16 protein-coding genes are annotated in these 17,644 nt (G+C 43.6%); 14 read left to right on the forward strand and 2 right to left on the reverse strand.

Annotation, left to right across the window (positions count from 1 at the left end):
- Positions 1–192: 192 nt before the first annotated feature.
- The 12 genes from VM640_RS05190 (at position 193) to VM640_RS05245 (ending at position 15,310) form a co-directional block, all read left to right on the forward strand.
- Positions 193–711 (forward strand): DUF6125 family protein, encoded by a 519-nt coding sequence (locus tag VM640_RS05190; RefSeq protein ID WP_325390358.1) that lies wholly within the window; start codon positions 193–195, stop codon positions 709–711.
- Positions 711–2,894: a sigma 54-interacting transcriptional regulator gene (locus VM640_RS05195; protein ID WP_325390359.1), complete on the forward strand. Its 2,184-nt coding sequence runs from the start codon at positions 711–713 to the stop codon at positions 2,892–2,894. The genes VM640_RS05190 and VM640_RS05195 overlap by 1 nt, the downstream gene beginning before the upstream one ends.
- Before the next feature lie 546 nt (positions 2,895–3,440).
- The gene (locus VM640_RS05200; RefSeq protein ID WP_325390360.1) at positions 3,441–4,580 is read left to right on the forward strand and encodes an acyl-CoA dehydrogenase; all 1,140 of its coding nucleotides are present in this window, start codon (positions 3,441–3,443) and stop codon (positions 4,578–4,580) included.
- A gap of 13 nt (positions 4,581–4,593) precedes the next feature.
- Positions 4,594–5,433, forward strand: a complete 840-nt coding sequence (locus tag VM640_RS05205) for a 3-hydroxybutyryl-CoA dehydrogenase (RefSeq protein ID WP_325390361.1) — start codon at positions 4,594–4,596, stop codon at positions 5,431–5,433.
- A 90-nt stretch (positions 5,434–5,523) separates the two neighbouring features.
- Entirely contained in the window at positions 5,524–6,669 is a 1,146-nt protein-coding gene (locus VM640_RS05210; protein ID WP_325390495.1) for an acyl-CoA dehydrogenase, read from the forward strand.
- A 59-nt stretch (positions 6,670–6,728) separates the two neighbouring features.
- Positions 6,729–7,502, forward strand: coding sequence for an electron transfer flavoprotein subunit beta/FixA family protein (locus tag VM640_RS05215; protein ID WP_325390362.1), 774 nt, complete (start codon positions 6,729–6,731; stop codon positions 7,500–7,502).
- A gap of 37 nt (positions 7,503–7,539) precedes the next feature.
- A complete protein-coding gene (locus VM640_RS05220; protein ID WP_325390363.1) occupies positions 7,540–8,529 on the forward strand; it encodes an electron transfer flavoprotein subunit alpha/FixB family protein in 990 nt (329 codons plus the stop codon).
- A 183-nt stretch (positions 8,530–8,712) separates the two neighbouring features.
- The gene (locus VM640_RS05225; RefSeq protein WP_325390364.1) at positions 8,713–10,776 is read left to right on the forward strand and encodes a heterodisulfide reductase-related iron-sulfur binding cluster; all 2,064 of its coding nucleotides are present in this window, start codon (positions 8,713–8,715) and stop codon (positions 10,774–10,776) included.
- A 52-nt stretch (positions 10,777–10,828) separates the two neighbouring features.
- Positions 10,829–12,007: an acetyl-CoA C-acetyltransferase gene (locus tag VM640_RS05230; protein WP_325390365.1), complete on the forward strand. Its 1,179-nt coding sequence runs from the start codon at positions 10,829–10,831 to the stop codon at positions 12,005–12,007.
- 34 nt (positions 12,008–12,041) lie between these two features.
- The gene (locus tag VM640_RS05235) at positions 12,042–12,824 is read left to right on the forward strand and encodes an enoyl-CoA hydratase-related protein (protein WP_325390366.1); all 783 of its coding nucleotides are present in this window, start codon (positions 12,042–12,044) and stop codon (positions 12,822–12,824) included.
- A 163-nt stretch (positions 12,825–12,987) separates the two neighbouring features.
- Positions 12,988–14,178 (forward strand): Xaa-Pro peptidase family protein, encoded by a 1,191-nt coding sequence (locus VM640_RS05240; RefSeq protein WP_325390367.1) that lies wholly within the window; start codon positions 12,988–12,990, stop codon positions 14,176–14,178.
- 55 nt (positions 14,179–14,233) lie between these two features.
- The gene (locus VM640_RS05245) at positions 14,234–15,310 is read left to right on the forward strand and encodes an FUSC family protein (RefSeq protein WP_325390368.1); all 1,077 of its coding nucleotides are present in this window, start codon (positions 14,234–14,236) and stop codon (positions 15,308–15,310) included.
- 54 nt (positions 15,311–15,364) lie between these two features.
- Here VM640_RS05245 and VM640_RS05250 read toward each other — a convergent pair whose 3' ends face one another.
- A complete protein-coding gene (locus tag VM640_RS05250) occupies positions 15,365–15,634 on the reverse strand; it encodes a DUF1294 domain-containing protein (protein ID WP_325390369.1) in 270 nt (89 codons plus the stop codon).
- Positions 15,635–15,637: 3 nt separating this feature from the next.
- Complete coding sequence (locus tag VM640_RS05255; RefSeq protein ID WP_325390370.1) at positions 15,638–15,940, reverse strand: carboxymuconolactone decarboxylase family protein; 303 nt, start codon at positions 15,938–15,940, stop codon at positions 15,638–15,640.
- Between the two features lie 188 nt (positions 15,941–16,128).
- On the opposite strand from VM640_RS05255, the gene VM640_RS05260 reads away from it, so the two are divergent.
- On the forward strand, positions 16,129–16,266 hold the full coding sequence (locus VM640_RS05260) for a hypothetical protein (RefSeq protein WP_325390371.1): 138 nt from the start codon (positions 16,129–16,131) through the stop codon (positions 16,264–16,266).
- A 198-nt stretch (positions 16,267–16,464) separates the two neighbouring features.
- The gene (locus VM640_RS05265) at positions 16,465–17,631 is read left to right on the forward strand and encodes a metallophosphoesterase (RefSeq protein ID WP_325390372.1); all 1,167 of its coding nucleotides are present in this window, start codon (positions 16,465–16,467) and stop codon (positions 17,629–17,631) included.
- Positions 17,632–17,644: the final 13 nt, after the last annotated feature.

Consider the following 17,644-nt stretch of genomic DNA (forward strand, 5'->3'; position numbering starts at 1 on the left):
TTCCAAGTAAATTTAGTATATCACTAATTTACCCTACACAAGACTAGCTAAACTTCTTGAAGAATTCTTCCTTTTGAGAAGGATTTTTCATCTAGATCTCGAAGTTATTCTTAGAATTACTTCGAATTATCCAAAGTTTTAGACGATTCTGACTTGCCTATGCAGAGGTTATTATAGAGGAGATGGATGAATATGTTAAATTCCAAAGAAGATTTAAACCGTGAACAAGCTTTAATGCTCCTCGAAAGTTTTGCCAAACGTTGGATTGCTCACGATGGGTTGTGGTTCCAATCGATTGAAAAAGAACGAGGAATGGATGAGGCGATCCACCATGATGTCGAGGCCTGGCGCAAATTTACCGTTGTTGAAGCGAAAAGGATTAAAGAATTTCTCCAACTTCCAGACAATGGTGGATTAGATGCTTTGGAACGAGCCCTCAATTTTAGATTGTATGCCTTCGTGAATCAACAAAAAATTGAACGTCCAAATTCGCAGACCTTAAATTTCTATATGACTGCTTGCCGAGTCCAGTCTGCTCGTCAGCGACAACAATTGAACGATTTTCCGTGCAAAAACGTGGGTGAAGTCGAATATAGCTTGTTCGCTTCCACAATTGATTCTCGGATTACAACGCGCTGCCTGACCTGTCCACCTGATGCTCATCCTTCAGAATTCTTTTGCGGTTGGGAATTCACCCTCGAGCAGATATAATGAACGGATTAATCTCAATCGGTTTATCCTTGCTCGAGTATCAGAAGTGCGTTTCAACCGACCTCTTAAGTTTATCTGGAAAAACATCGTTCAAGGATGCAGTTGATTTCTTTCTTGTTCACCGTCTTACGCAAGTTCCAATTGTTGATGAGGACGGTTCTTTGCTCGGTATTCTTGATAGTCAAACCCTAATCCAAAACCTAAACTCCTTAGCTTCTAATCCTTCAGGACCTACGCCTAACGACCTGCCGATACTGGATTTTGTTCAAGAACCCGAATTTTTGATCTATGAAGAAGATGACCTCGAACAGAACCTTCAGTTTATTATTGAACACCAGGTTTCAGCCTTAGTCATTAACCGCAAAAGAAAGCTTCAAGGGGAAATCAGGCTCAACCTGATCGTACAAGCTTTAAAAAATCTGTTTAATGATCTGGAATGCTTTGTGACGAATGTCATCGGCTCCGCCCATAATGGAATTGTCGCCATTAGTTCTCAGGGAACAGCTATTTTCTACAATCATTCAGCTGAACGCATCCTAGGTTTTTCTGCTCAAGAGGTGATTGGTAAGCCGATTCTCCAATACTTTCCCGATTCCCTCACATATAAGGTTTTGAAATCTGGCGAAGCCCAACTTCGAGTTCCTCTCACGTATGGGGCGATGAACGTTCAGACCGATTTTATTCCAATCGTTACTTCAGGCAGGATTTTAGGTGCAGTAGCCATTTTTAAGGATGTAACCGAGCTTGAAACCGTGACTGACCGCTTAAGCACTAATGAGAAACTCATGGCAACCTTGGAAGCAGTCGTTGAAAATTCCTACGAGGGAATCATCGTTATTGACGAACAAGAAAAGGTAGAACTCATTAACCATTTCTTTTTAGAGCTAATGGGATTGAAAGCCGAGGACGTAATTGGTAAGCATATTAATGAAATTAGCCCTGAATCCCAATTACCAAACACTCTGAAAACTGGACAAGCACAATTTGGAGAAACATGGCACATTGGAGGAAAGGATTTCTTAGTTATGCGAGCACCTGTGGAACGAGACGGGAAAATCGTGGGTGCGTTGGGTAAAACTCTTTTCAAAAACATGGAAGTTGCTAAGCTGTTCGCCAAAAAGGTTATGCGTCTTGAAGGAGACTTAGCCTATTATAAGGATGAATTACGTCGCTTTAACTCTTCCCAGTATAACTTTAACGATATTATTGGAGATAGTCCGCAAATGCAAGCGGCAAAGGAATTGGCTGCACGAGCAGCCCGAACCAATTCTACTATCTTACTTTTGGGAGAGAGTGGAACAGGAAAAGAGATCTTCGCTCACGCTATCCATGAGACTAGTCTCCGCGCGAAAGGCCCCCTCATCCAGATTAATTGCGCCGCCGTACCGGAAAGTCTCTTGGAATCCGAGCTGTTTGGGTATGCTGATGGAGCATTTACCGGAGCACACAAGGGTGGAAAACCAGGGAAATTCGAACTTGCGGATAAAGGCACAATATTTCTCGATGAAATCGGAGATATGCCGCTTGCTATGCAGGCTAAACTTTTACGGGCCATACAGGAACGCGAAGTTGAACGTGTGGGCGGAACTCAGCCTTTAAAGATAGACGTACGAGTAATAGCCGCAACGAACCGAGATCTGCACCAAATGGTTATTGAACATAAATTTCGACTCGACCTCTACTATCGACTCAACGTTATCAACATTGAACTTCCGCCGTTGCGTGAGAGGGGAGATGATCTTAAGCCTATCGCTACTGCTATATTAGAACGTTTAAACCATCGTCTCGGGACCTTTATTGAAGGAATAACTCCTGAAGCCATCAAATATTTACAGGCCTATGACTGGCCCGGCAATATCCGTGAATTAGAAAATGTCTTGGAACGGGCAATTATAACCTGTGATGAACCTTGGATTCAGTCTTGGCATCTTTCCTTACCTCTTCAGACCACTGGAGATACGCCTTATGCCGTTGATCAGATAAACGGCGAACCTCATTCTATTATTTTTCAGAAAAGGCAATTCACGACTTTAGAGGAAGGCTTAGCGGAAGCGGAACGGGATATGATTCATTCAGCGCTTCAGATGTCTCATGGTAATAAGATGCAAGCGGCGCGTTTACTGGGTATTCATCGCTCTGCTCTTTATAAAAAAATGGCGAAACATCGTCTCGCCCAGTCGTAATTTCAAGGAAAGTATTCAAAAGATACTGTCTTCGAAACTGGACAGTGTCTTCATATAGGTACAGAAGCTCAACTCATCTAGCTTATCTTGCTTTATACCAATTCTCACGAAACTACCCTTTGAGGAACTGTCTCATATTCGCGACGGTTCCTCAAAGGACAAAACTCTTTTGATACTGAATTTCATCCTTTAAAATAATAATTATACACGTTTTCAGAATATTCGATACGTAGCTACCTTCTAAAGAGATCTTTAGTTATTAATAGTACAATCATGATTAATCCCGCATGGTTTCCTGTTTTGGAGAAACCACACCTCCGATCAATAGGTAATCTAAATTTCAATCTAACGGTTTTGTTTATCTGAATTGCCTGCTTCATATTCGTAAATCGTCTTAGAAACGGATACCATGGCATGATAATTGCAATAATTATCGGATAATTGAAATTTTTCACAATAATAGATTAAAGAAGTGAAAGCGTAAATGAGGGTTCCCTTTAATTGATCAAGGTCTTTAATCATTAACAGAAGGAGGGAGAATTTTCCTTGGATTTCTCTTTGAATGAAGATCAACTAATGATGCGTAAAATGGTTCTCGACTTTGTTGAAGAAGAAGTAATTCCCCAAGCTATGATTATCGATAAAACCCAAGAATTCCCTTTAACACTCATTCGTAAAATGGGTCAACTCGGGTTGATGGGAATTTCTATCCCTGAAGCATTCGGTGGCTCAGGCTTAGATTTCTTATCTTATATCCTAGCCATTGAGGAAATCGCCCGAGGTAGTGCAACAACAGCTATTATTCTCGAAACCCATACCTCGATTGGAACCCTCCCGATTCTCTACTTCGGGACAGAAGAGCAAAAACGTAAATACCTTCCTAAACTCGCACGTGGTGAAATGATTGGTGCGTTCGCTCTAACTGAATCGAATTCCGGTTCAGATGCCTCCAGCATAGTTACTTCCGCTGAACGGCGGGGAGACCACTACATTTTAAATGGCGGTAAACGTTTTATTACCAACGCTGGATATGCTGGGGTCTATACAGTCTTAGCATCAACAAACCGGGCACTCGGAAACAAGGGAATCACCGCCTTCTTACTTGATGCCAATACTTCTGGGCTCAGCATAGGCAAAGCAGAGGAACAAATGGGGCTTCATGGTTCATCGACCTGCGAACTTATTTTTGAAGATGTCATTATACCAGTTGAAAATCGTTTAGGCGAAGAAGGTCAAGGTTTTAAGATCGCGATGTCTCTCTTGGATGGGGGGCGAATTGGTGTTGGCGCGCAGGCCTTAGGAATTGCTCAAGCTGCTTTTGAAGCAGCTCTAGCCTATTCTCAAGAACGTGTTCAGTTTAAGAAAGCTATTTGTAACTTTCAGGGGATTCAATTTATGCTTGCTGATATGGCAACCCAACTAGAAGCCGCTCGCTTTCTTATCTATCATGCAGCTACTCTTCAAAGTTTAGGATTACCTTATAGTAAAGAAGCCTCAATGGCTAAGTTGTTTGCCAGTGACGCTGCTATGAAAGTTACAACTGATGCAGTTCAGATTCTTGGCGTGTACGGGTATACCCGTGAATATAAAGTCGAGCGTTATCTCCGTGACGCAAAGATCACGCAAATCTACGAAGGAACCAATCAAATACAAAGAATCCTTATTGCAAAACATCTGAGAAAATGAAGGAGGTACAAAGTTGAAAACTATTATGGTAATCGGAGCCGGCCAAATGGGTTCCGGAATCGCTCAAGTTGCAGCTCAAGCCGGGTTTAATGTTATTTTAAACGATATCAAAGAGGAATTTGTTAGCCGAGGACTTCAAGGAATTGAAAAAAACCTAACGCGAAGCGTTGAAAAAGGAAGACTTAGTGCTGAGGAGAAAACCGCAACATTAGGTCGTTTCAGAAGTAGTACTTCATATCAAGATGCAGCCGAGGTTGATCTCGTCATTGAGGCTGCCATTGAAAAAATGTCGATTAAAGGCGAAATCTTTAAAACATTGGATTCTGTCTGTCCTGAGCATACCATTCTGGCTACGAATACTTCTTCTTTGCCGATTACCGAAGTTGCAGCAGCAACCAAACGCCCCGATAAAGTAATAGGAATGCACTTTTTCAATCCAGTTCCAGCTATGAAACTCGTCGAAGTCATCCGTGGTCTGGCGACTAGTGATGAAGTCTATGCACAAATCGAAGAATTAGCTCGCAAACTGGGGAAAACTCCTGTCGAAGTCAATGATGCACCTGGTTTTGTCGCAAACCGGATTCTGGTTCCGATGATCAACGAAGCCATCTGGATATTGAGTGAAGGGATTGCCAAACCAGAAGCAATTGATGAAGTTATGAAACTTGGAGCTAATCATCCAATGGGACCGTTAGCCTTAGCTGACCTCATTGGTTTGGATACCGTTCTCGCAATCTGTAATGTCTTGCACGAAGGTTTGGGAGATAAATATCGTCCTTGCCCACTACTCCGTAAGTATGTAAATGCCGGTTGGTTAGGACGTAAAACTGGGCGAGGGTTCTATACCTATTAAGTCCCATTTTTTAACTACTAGGTTACCCCAATTACTAAGTTACCCCAATATAATTAAATATAAATTAAAAAATCAATGGAGGAATGAATGATGAATTTTGATTTAACCGAAGACCACATTATGATGCGCAAAATGGTACGCGATTTTGCCGAGAAAGAGTGTGCACCTGGTGCTGAAGAACGGGATGAAAAAGAAGAATTCCCTCGCGAGATCTGGACCAAACTTTGCGGACTCGGCTTAGCAGGAATTACTTTCCCAGAAGAATTCGGCGGTGTAGGTGCTGACTATATTTCTTATGCGATTGCGGTTGAGGAACTTTCTCGTGTCGATGCTTCAGTGGGTGTCACGCTTTCAGCTCATGCAAGCTTAGGGGCCAATCCAATCAATATGTTTGGTACTGACGAACAAAAGAAGAAATTCTTGACTCCACTTGCTACAGGTGAAAAATTGGGTGCCTTTGGACTAACTGAACCTATGGCTGGTTCGGACGCTTCGGGCACCCGTACCACTGCAGTTCGTGATGGCGATGAATATATCCTCAACGGTTCGAAAATCTTTATTACCAATGGTAAGGAAGCCGATACCTACGTCGTGTTTGCTCAAATGGATAAAAGCAAAGGCAATCATGGGATTGCTGCCTTTATCTTAGAAAAAGGCACCCCAGGTTTCTCGTTTGGTAAAAAAGAGAGGAAAATGGGAATTCGCTCTTCTGCTACCTATGAACTTGTCTTTGAAGATTGCCGAATTCCTGCTGAAAACCTCCTGGGTGGCGAAGGTCAAGGTTTCAAAATTGCAATGCAAACGCTGGATTTTGGCCGGATCGGGATTGGTTCCCAAGCTTTAGGAATTGCACAAGGTGCTTATGAAGCAGCCGTAAAATATACCAAAGAAAGAGTTCAGTTTGGCCAACCGATTTCCGCCTTACAAAACACGCAGTTCAAACTTGCTGATATGGCCACTCAAATTGAAGCTGCTCGCCTGCTTATTTACCAAGCTGCCTATGTCGCTTCTCAACACAAACCTGTTTCCAAAGTTGCTGCAATGGCAAAACTCTTTGCTTCTGAAACTGCTATGGCGGTTACGACCCAAGCGGTTCAACTTCATGGTGGTTATGGTTATACCCGTGACTATCCTGTGGAGCGCATGATGAGAGATGCCAAGATTACAGAAATTTATGAAGGTACAAGTGAAATTCAACGGGTAGTTGTTGCCAGCAAAATTCTTAAAGAATTCTAAAAGGTTGAAAGACACTGTCTAAGGGTGTTAACTCATTTATTACTGGGGGAGGTAAGCCTGTGAACATTGTGGTATGCATGAAACAAACTTTTGATACGGAAGCCAAAATCGTGCTGAACGCCGAAGGAAAAATAGATTCTAATGGGGTTACTCTGATCATCAATCCTTTAGACGAATATGCAATCGAAGAGGCACTTCGTTTGAAGGAAAAATTCGGCGGTGAAGTCACGATTCTCACATTAGGTGGAGATCAGGCACAAGCAGCTATTCGTACTGCCTTAGCTATGGGCGCAGATAAAGCGATTCTCATCAATGACCCCGCACTTGTCGAAGTGGATGAGGGGGGTGCTGCTGAAATCCTATCCCAAGCTGTAAAAACAATTCCCTACGACATTCTCTTAGCAGGGGTGATGGATACTGATAATGGCTCAGCTCAAGTTGCCGTTCGACTCGCTGAAAAAATAGGCGTTCCTTCGATAAGCAGTGTTACGAAACTCGAAGTCGACGGGGATAAAGCGGTAGCCGTTCGTGTAATTGACGGAGGCACGGCGACCCTTGAAGTAACACTTCCTGCGGTCATTACTGTGGTACAAGGAATTAACGAAGTGCGTTACCCTTCGGTAGCGGGAATCATGAAAGCGAAGAAGAAACCACTCTCCACGATCAAACTGAGCGACTTGGGACTTAACGTTTCCGATCTGGCTCCTCACATGAAGGTCACTAAATTTACTTTGCCCGTCCCGCGTAAAGGTGGAAAAATACTTCCTGGCGATGCAGCCCAAGCTACCCAAGAATTAGCGCGCTTACTGCGTGAGGAAGCAAAAGTCCTCTAAAATGAGATGAACAAGGCAAAAGGAGCGAGTGAGTATTATGCCAAAAGGGATATGGATTTTTGTTGAACAATCGAATGGAAAAATTCGCAAAGTGTCTCTAGAGATTTTGAGTCAAGGTCGTAAAATCGCGGATCAAACGGGAGAACCGCTCGTTGCCGTCATTGCTGGCGAGGGTATCCGTGATCTTGCAGGTCAAGTTGCAGGCTATGGAGCAGATCAAGTTTACCTTCTTGATTCCCCTCAATTAGCTCAGTATACGACGGGTTCGTATACCTCTGCATTAGCTAAGCTGATTCAGGAAAAAGAACCTCAAGCGTTCTTGCTTGGTCATACAGCTGTCGCAAAAGACCTAGCTCCGCGTTTAGCACAACGTTTAGGTGTCGGTCTTGCTTCAGATGCAATAGATATTGAAGTCGACCCCGAACGGTTCCTCATATTTAAACGCCCAGTTTATACCGGCAATGCGTTCAGCTTTGTTGAAACGACAAGTCGCCCCGTTCTCGCGACCATTCGTGCGAAATCTTTCATTGCGGCTGAGCCGGATGCTTCTCATCAAGCTGAAGTACTGGAAGCGACAGTCACTATCGACCCAGCAGACTTAAAGGTTATTTTGAAAGAAGTGGCTATTTTAGCCTCTAGTCGTCCTGCACTCACTGAAGCTGATATTGTCGTATCAGGCGGTCGCGGGATGAAAGGACCTGAGAACTTTGCCCTTCTTGAAGAATTGGCAGATGTCGTTGGCGCAGCAGTGGGGGCCTCCAGAGCGGCGGTCGATTCAGGGTGGATAGATAACCAATTCCAAGTCGGACAGACTGGAAGTATCGTTGCTCCTACCCTTTATATCGCCTGTGGAATTAGCGGAGCGATTCAGCATTTGGCGGGTATGGGAGCTTCAAAATTCATTGTCGCGATCAATAAAGACCCAGAGGCTAACATTTTTACTGTAGCTGACTATGGGATTGTCGGAGACCTTTTTGAAGTCGTACCTCTACTGACTCAAGAATTTAAGAAATTAGTAAACGGCTAAGTCATTCAACTCAACTCGCACGGGGACTATGGGGAGCTCACCATTAAAGCTAGGTCTTTACGGTAAGATCAAACGGGAGCTTACCTTTCTTCTCCGCGCGAGATCCTTTAATTTAAGGACTTTTTCTCGATCAATCTGAATCTGAGTCTTTATCTGGTCCGTAATTAGAAAGGAGGAAAAGATATGCCTACTCGCGTTCTCTATTGGAACATTCAGGGGCATTGGCTAATTTATCCCCTGTTTTTAATTGCCGTTGGCTTTTTTGCTTATGGTTTTTATAAACGCTTACATCTCTGGAAGCTAGGACAACCTGAAAATCGCTGGCAAGATATTGGAGCGGGAATCAAAGATCTACTGGTCTATGGTTTATTCCATAAACGAATTATCAAAGATCGCTATCCGGGAACGATGCACCTCTTTATGTTTTGGGGGTTTATCCTTTTAGGCTTTGCCACAACCATCGTTGCTCTACAAGCGGATTTTGGACTTAATCTTTTTCATGGAGGGCTTTACGTCTTCATTAAACTCTCAGCCAACCTCTTCGGTTTATTGGCTATTGTCGGTCTTTTAATGGCCCTATGGCGGCGTTATGTGACTCGTCCAGATCGCTTGGATAATAAGACTGATGACGGAATAATTCTTGGACTCATTTTGGTCATCCTCCTAACTGGATTTGTGATTGAAGGCGTGCGAATTGCTGCTACTCCTGATCCGTATGTAGCTTATGGATTTGTCGGATATTGGCTAGCCCCTCTCTTTGCAGGCCTTAGTGCGGATAGTTTAAGTATCCTCCATCGCGTTTTGTGGTGGTCCCATCTCATCCTCGCTATGTTCTTCATCGCTTATTTACCCTATTCAAAGCTTTTTCATATTCTGCTTGGACCAGCTAACCAATTCTTAAGAAAACGTGGACCCATTGGAATTCCAGAAAAAATTGATTTTGAAGATGAAAGTCTTGAAACCTATGGCAAAAGCAAACTACGCGAATTTTCCTGGAAGACGCTCTTTAATTCGGATGCATGTTTACGCTGTGGAAGATGCCAGGATAACTGTCCGACCTATTTAAGCGGTAAACATCTTAATCCCAAGAAGGTCATTCAAGATATGCGTGTCTATATGGAAGAAGTAGGGAAAGCCTACGATGACTATGCTAAAGCCAGACCAGCACTCGCTAAAGCTGGAGCAGCTCAAGGTACGGAAGAAGCTACAGCTAGCGTTGAAGCTCCTTCGGAAGAAGAACTAGGGTTACGAAATCTCATTGGAGATGTTATCCCTGAAGAAGATCTTTGGGCTTGCACAACCTGTCGTTCTTGTGAACAGCAGTGCCCAATTTTTGTCGAGCATGTGGATAAGACGATTGATATGCGTCGAAATTTGGTTCTGATGGAAAGCCGGTTCCCCAGTGAAGCCCAGCTTGCCTTCAAGAATATGGAGAACAATGGTAATCCCTGGGGTATTGGTTGGAGTACCCGTGCCGACTTTTTGACCGGTCTTGGCGTTAAAACACTGGAACAAAATCCAGATCCCGAAATTCTCTATTGGCCGGGTTGTTCTGGAGCTTTCGATGCACGGAACCAAAAAGTTGCAGCAGCTTTCGTTAAACTCCTGCAGAAAGCGAATGTCAACTTCTCAATAATTGGAAATGAAGAAAAATGCTGTGGTGACTCCGCTCGCCGTTTAGGAAATGAGTATTTGTTCTTCTCGCTTGCTTCTGAGAATATCGAAGTTATGAATGGTTATGGCGTTAAAAAGATTGTCACACCATGCCCTCACTGCTTTAATGTCTTAAAACAAGATTACCCTGAGTTCGGTGGTAATTATGAAGTCATTCATCATACCCAGTACTTGAATGAGTTAATTCAATCAGGACGCCTTCAATTAAATCAGCCAGAAACCCAACAAACCGTTACCTATCACGATTCCTGTTATCTTGGGCGCTATCATCAAATCTATAACGAGCCTCGCGAACTTCTCAAGGCTGCAGGACTGACAACGCTAGAAATGCCTCGTAACCATGAGAAAAGTTTTTGCTGCGGAGCGGGTGGCGGACGGATGTGGCTCGAAGAGAATGAGGGAGAGCGAATTAACCTCATGCGGACAGATGAAGCGCTGGCTCTCAATACAGATCTCGTAGGAACAGCTTGTCCGTTCTGTCTAACTATGATCAATGATGGGGTGGCAGCTCGGGAAGCTGGAGATAAGGTCAAGGCTCTCGATATTGCGGAAATTCTCGTTCAAAGGATTTAAGAGTAGACTCGTTAATTTTCATAAAAAAGTTATACAAAGTGAGGTAATAGTCATGAAAGATGTAGTAATCGTTAGTGCAGTGAGAACACCTGTCGGTGCATTTGGTGGCAAGATGGGCCAACTTACGGGTGCACAGCTTGGCTCTATTGTTATTAAAGAAGCCGTTCAAAGGGCAGGTATAAAACCGGAGCAAGTTGAGGAAGTAATCATGGGAAATGTATTAAGCGCAGCTATGGGACAAAATCCTGCTCGCCAGGCTGCTGTTAATGCAGGTCTACCGATCGAAGTTCCAGCTTGGACCGTGAGTAAAGTTTGCGGATCTGGACTAAAAGCTGTCGTTTGCGCCGCTCAAGCTATTATCTCAGGGGATGCTGAGGTTATAGTCGCTGGCGGAATGGAAAGTATGTCTGCAGCAGCTTTTGCGCTACCTAAAGCCCGCACTGGCTATCGTATGGGCAATGATACTTTGGTGGACACCATGATCAATGATGGATTAACTGATGCGTTCCACAATATTCATATGGGTATAACAGCTGAAAATATCTCCGAAAAATTTGGGATTACCCGTGAGCAACAAGATGCGCTTTCTGCTCGCAGTCAGAACCGGGCTGAAGCAGCTATTAAATCGGGCAGATTTACTAATGAAATTGTTCCTGTTTCGGTTCCCCAAAGAAAAGGTGACCCCATCGTTATCAGTCAAGATGAATTCCCGCGGTTTGGCACAACTCCTCAATCACTCGCTCAATTGCGCCCTGCTTTTAAAAAAGACGGAACAGTTACAGCAGGTAATGCTTCCGGTATCAATGATGGTGCAGCTGCATTTGTCGTAATGTCCAAAGATAAAGCTGAGGAACTCGGCTTACCAGTACTTGCCAAGATCACTTCCTGGGCTTCCGCTGGCGTTGATCCTTTAATCATGGGGACAGGTCCAATTCCGGCTTCTCGCAAAGCGATGGCCAAAGCAGGCCTTAAGATTGAAGATATCGATCTTGTCGAAGCCAATGAAGCCTTCGCTGCTCAAGCACAAGAAGTGACTAACGAATTGCATCTTGATATTGAGAAGACGAATGTCAATGGAGGAGCAGTTGCACTTGGTCACCCCATTGGAGCATCTGGTGCACGTATTCTGGTGACTTTAATCCATGAGATGGGAAAACGCGACGCTCATCGTGGTCTCGCCACTCTCTGTATTGGCGGTGGCCAAGGAATTGCCATGATCGTGGAGCGATAAGCACAAAGCTTTTTGTAAAAGGAGGCATTCCAAAATGGAGTATGAAAATCTTATCCTCGAGTATCAAGATCATATCGCAATTTTGAAAATCAACCGGCCTAAGGCTTTAAATGCTTTAAATACCGCAACCTTACATGAGCTTTCCGAGGCTTTTTCCCAGATCGCTCAGGATGCGAGTGTTCGGGTTGTACTTCTTACTGGTGGTGGAGAAAAAGCCTTCGTGGCAGGAGCAGATATCGCTGAAATGCGCGATATGAATACTCAGCAAGCAAGACGATTTAGTCAATTAGGTCATCGCGTCATGAATCAAATCGAGAATTTACCTCAACCCGTCATCGCCGTCATTAATGGATTTGCGCTTGGGGGAGGCACTGAGTTAACAATGGCCTGTGATTTACGTCTTGCCGGTGAAAAGGCTAAATTTGGTCAACCTGAAGTCACCTTAGGACTCTTGGCAGGCTTCGGGGGAACACAACGTTTAGCGCGTTTAGTTGGTAGTGGGAGAGCTAGTGAAATTCTGTTCACAGGGGATATACTGGACGCTCAAGAAGCGTATCGAATTGGCCTTGTGAATCGTGTTTATACGCAAGAGGATTTAATGAGCCAAGCACTCACACTCGCTCAAAAAATATCCTCCCGTGCTCCTAGCGGTGTTCAGCTTACGAAGAGCGCAATTCAGAAAGGTCAAAACATGGATATTGTAACAGGTCAAGATTATGAAGCTGAAGTCTTCGGACAACTCTTTAGTACTCAGGATCAAAAAGAAGGGTGTTCAGCTTTTCTTGAAAAACGTCAAGCGAATTTCCGCGGGGAATAAGGAAACTCTCTCGGCCAGAATTTTAGACCTGCTTCTTGTAAGAGGGAGTTTAAACTCCCTCTTTTATTCGATTAATGAGTGAAGGATGTCTTTTATTCTCTCTATTCTCTATCTAAACTAAATAAGGTAAATGTATCTATATGTTAATGAGGAGGATATGAGCATGGTTCCAATTGAAGAATTAAAAAGAAGATGGCTTGGCTTTCAGAGAATTCTCCAAAGCAAAAACATTGAAGGTACCTTACTTGTTCAACGCGCGGATACCTTATATTTTAGCGGAACCGCTCAAAATGTACATGTGTATATTCCCGCGATAGGCGAACCTTTGGTTATGGCCTATCGCGATATCCAGCGCGCGCAAGAGGAATGCCCTTGGGAGATCGTTCCTTTAACCGGGATTTCAAAAATCCCGCAATTGCTTGCTGCTTCGAATCGAAAGTATCCCAAAGTTCTCGGTCTGGAGTTTGACGTTCTACCCGTAGCAAACTATCAGCGTTATGGTAAGGCCTTTGTCGAGACCCAATTTGTTGATATTGCTTATCCATTGCGTCTGTTCAGAGCTATTAAGTCTAATTGGGAAATTGCCCGAATCGCAGAAACGGGCAAAATCTACACTGCTCTTTATGATTACGTGTCCACTATTTTGCATCCTGGTATGAGTGAAGTTGAGTTAGATGGTTTACTTGAACTTAAAGCCCGAACGCTAGGTCATGAGACAATGGTCAGGGTCCGAGGCTTTGGTTCAGAGTTCCATTATGGTCAAGTCAGCTCCGGCCCTCGAGCAGCGCTCCCCAGTTATTTTGACGGGCCACTCGGAGGGTTAGGTGCTTCATATACGCATCCCCTAGGTTCTTCGCACACTCAAATCGTAACCGGGGAACCGATTATTATGGATTTGGTCATGGTTAAGGAAGGTTATCAGATTGATACGACCCGAATTTTAGTTATAGGTGAACTTTCAGGGGCATTCCGGACAGCCTATGAAAGCTCGCTTCTAGTTGAAGAAAAGACCCGTCAGGCCCTCGTCCCAGGGCGAACCGCAGAAGAAGTCTATGAGGAAATACTTCTATGGGTTCAAAATGAAACTCCTTACGCAGAAAACTTCATGGGTTTTGGTCCAACACAGGTTAAATTTGTGGGTCATGGTATCGGACTTGAGCTTGATGAACTACCGACCATAAGCAAGGGAGCTAAAGAAGTTCTTCAGCCCGGTATGACGATTGCGATTGAGCCCAAATTTGTCTTTCCTGGCAAAGGGGCTATCGGAGTTGAAGATACCGTAGTCGTCGAAGGGAAGAAAGGAGCTCGCTACCTTTGTCAGGCACCCCGCGAAATCGTTCAGATTAAGCCTTAATTGTGATATAATATTAATTCTAATAGGGAATTAATAAGGATATGGGAGAGTTTTTATGGCGATTCCGATTGGGGCAAGAGTCTTTAAAACGGGGCTAGGGGTTACTATTGCCTTAGTTATCTGTCAAATTTTCAATATCGTACCCGCCGCTTTTGCGGCGATTACAGTTGTCGTGAATATGTTACCTTCGGTTAATAAAGCTTTATCTAACGCTTGGGAACAAATCCGAATTCACATTGTAGGTGTCATTCTAGCTACGTTTCTGGGTCTCTTTCAGTGGAACAACCCCTTAGGAATTGGTTTAGCGGTTATTTTCATTATCATGATTGCTAACCAGCTTGGTTGGGAGGGAGGGATAACCCCTGGGATCGTTTCGATCATTTTTATTCTCGATGCCCCACCAGAGCAATTTTTGATGCATGCGGGGACTCGCTCCCTGAGCATTTTTATTGGACTCGGTGTGGCGTTAATTACGAACCGTGTGTTAGCGCCACCGCGGTATAAAGATTCTCTCTTTGAAAAGCTTCCGACTCTATTTCTAGATTCCGCTACTTACTTTATCCAAAGCATGCGTGTTTTTGTCCAAGCTACTTATATGAAAAACTATGAAAAAACCGATATTCAGAAACTGGAAACGCGGATAGAAGAAATTATTGAAATTCATGAACATGCACGGGATGAATTTTTACCCGGAGAAAATGAGCGTCTTGTCGAAAAGCTTATTGAGATATGCCAGGGCTTCGTAGAACGTGGGCAAAATATCGAAGAGATGACGTATCAGCGCGTCAAACGGCGGCTCTCACCAGACTCACCCCTGTTGTTTGAAGAAGAAATCAGCCCAACCTTTCAGCACCTGCTAGATGTTCTTCTTTTAGGTGACGAACATTTGGAGACTTTAACCAAGATGATTTGCGATAATATTTATAAACCCCATTCTTCCACGATTTCGAAAGCGGATAACCTCGAATACTGGGCTCAATTCGATGAAGCTATGGATGCCTGGCAACGTGAAGTCAGCGGTGTTTTCTACTTACGTGCGATGATGGAGGTTGCAGTCGTCGCTACTGAAATGCGGTGGGCTGCTCGACGCTTAAAACGGATCTATAATCTGGGAAGCCTTAAGAAAGCTTGACATAGCAAAATCCCTGGGTAAATAATACTTCCAGGGATTTTATCACGAGTGCTTCTATCGAAAGAACTTCCAAAGACCGTAATACAGAAGTACGTTGATAAGGAGTAGCAGGGGTATACCAACCGTAAATTTGGGATGCTTCGTTTTATGATGAAAAATTTGCATCCCTACGAAAATTCCTAGGGCTCCTCCAAGCAATGCTACACTCAAAAGTCGCACTTCGGGAATTCGCCAACTGTTATTCTTGGCGCGGTGCTTATCTATTCCCATTAACAAGCATGTAACCAGGTTCCACACAAGGAGTACTATGTTGACAACTAGCATTTTCTAACCTTCTTGAGAAAAGGCAGCAAAAGAAGAGATCAGAATAGAATTGCCAGAGGCGAAATAGACCAGGCGTAAAGCCTCGGCGATTTCCTGATCAGATACACCCATTTGCCGTGCCTGAAGCGCTAGGGAAGCAACACCTTGGTCTGCTCCATGAGCGGCGTCAAGAGCCAAGGCAATGAGCATTTTTGTTTTCGGATCAAGCGCTCCTTCACTCATGGATAGTCCTACAATTTTTTCAATGGCTTGGGCAAATTCGGGATCATTTTGTTCCAGTGCTTTCAGAAAGGGGGGTAAGGCCATAATTAAACTCCTCCTGTCGTTTTACTAAGATTTTGGCAAATCACGTTTCCACAAGTTCCTCCATTAAAGATAGCAAGCTCCGCACAGATAGTCAAAGGGAAAGAGAAATACATAATGTCACCCTCCATTATGGGATAAATACTTAGATCCAGGGAATTCTAAGAAGACCATGAAAGGGGAGGTTTTATATGTCTAAGCCGAAAGAAAAAAATAGAATCGTTGACGTTCAAAAGAAAAAAACGGTAGAACATTATGATAAAACTCCACCCTTTGATACCCCCGATAATGATAAGATTGGACAGACGGATTCTAAGGAGCGTACTTAAATCATTAATCTTATCAGTAAAAAAATCTCTAGATAGGCTTTGAGCATAACTCAAGGCCTATTTAGATTCGTTAACCAGAATTACAGCTTGTTTTAGCTGAAATATGATAATATGATGGATAAGATCAGTTAAAATTGACACTACGCTACCATAAATAAATAAATAAGTAGCTAGTTGGAGAAAGGGAAGAGAACCATATTGTTTGTTATCGCTATCCTGATCGTTGTCCTCCTTTATGGGGGAGTAAACTATTGGATTGGGCTTCGCGCCTGGCAGGGGTTGTTTAAATATCTACCACATGCCGCTAGTTGGCGTCCATATTACTGGATTTTCTTCTTTTTAATTGCATTTTTCTACATACTCGGACGCCTTATTCAAAAGTATCTTCCCGCCAATTTAAACCGTGTCATTGCTTATATTGGGGCCTATTGGCTGGCCGCCATGTTTTATCTAATTTTGTTTCTCCTTTTTTGGGAAACTTTAAAGAGGGTTAACCAATTCGTTCATATTATTCCTACTACCTTAGAAATGCGCCCAACCTTTCAGGTTGCCCTTAGTCTAGTCGTTCTCGTCGCCCTTACCAGCCTCTTGGCTTATGGAACTTGGAATGCGCAAAATCCGCGAATTCAACATTATGATCTTCGGATTAATAAAACAGCCGGGAACTTAGAAAACCTTCATATGGTGATGGTTTCTGATATTCATCTAGGAACAATTAATCAGAATAAAACGCTAAACGGCCTAATTACACGGGTTAATGCCCTCAAACCGGATATAATCGTGTTTGCGGGTGATGTCTTTGATGAGAATGGCGAAGTCTTTGTCGAGCAGAAAATGGCCGTACCGTTTCAATCTTTGAAGGCTCCCTACGGGATTTATGCCGTTCTCGGAAATCATGAATATATCGGCGGGCACGCGGAGGAAGTGATTCATTATTTAGAAGAAGCGGGTATTAAGGTGCTTCGTGATCAAACGATCGAGATCGCTGGTAGCTTTAACCTAGTCGGTCGAGATGACCTCAGTAAATCAAGTATTAACGGTCAGAAACGGGCGGATTTGCAGGCCCTTCTTAAAGATTCCAATTCTCAACTTCCAATCGTAGTACTCGATCATCAGCCTTCCCACTTAGAGGAACCCGAACAGGCCGGAGTGGATCTTCAGCTATCGGGGCATACTCACCACGGTCAACTCTGGCCCGTTCAATGGATCACTCAACGAATTTTCGAGAAGGACTGGGGACTCTTAGAAAAAGATTCCTTTCATTTGATCGTCTCAGATGGGTATGGAACCTGGGGACCACCTATCAGAATTGGTAATCAACCCGAAATTGTCGACCTTCAAATTCAGTTCGGACCCCATAGATAGCTGCAACCGCTTA

Source organism: Desulfitobacterium sp., assembly GCF_035539115.1.
Classification (GTDB): domain Bacteria; phylum Bacillota; class Desulfitobacteriia; order Desulfitobacteriales; family Desulfitobacteriaceae; genus Desulfitobacterium_A.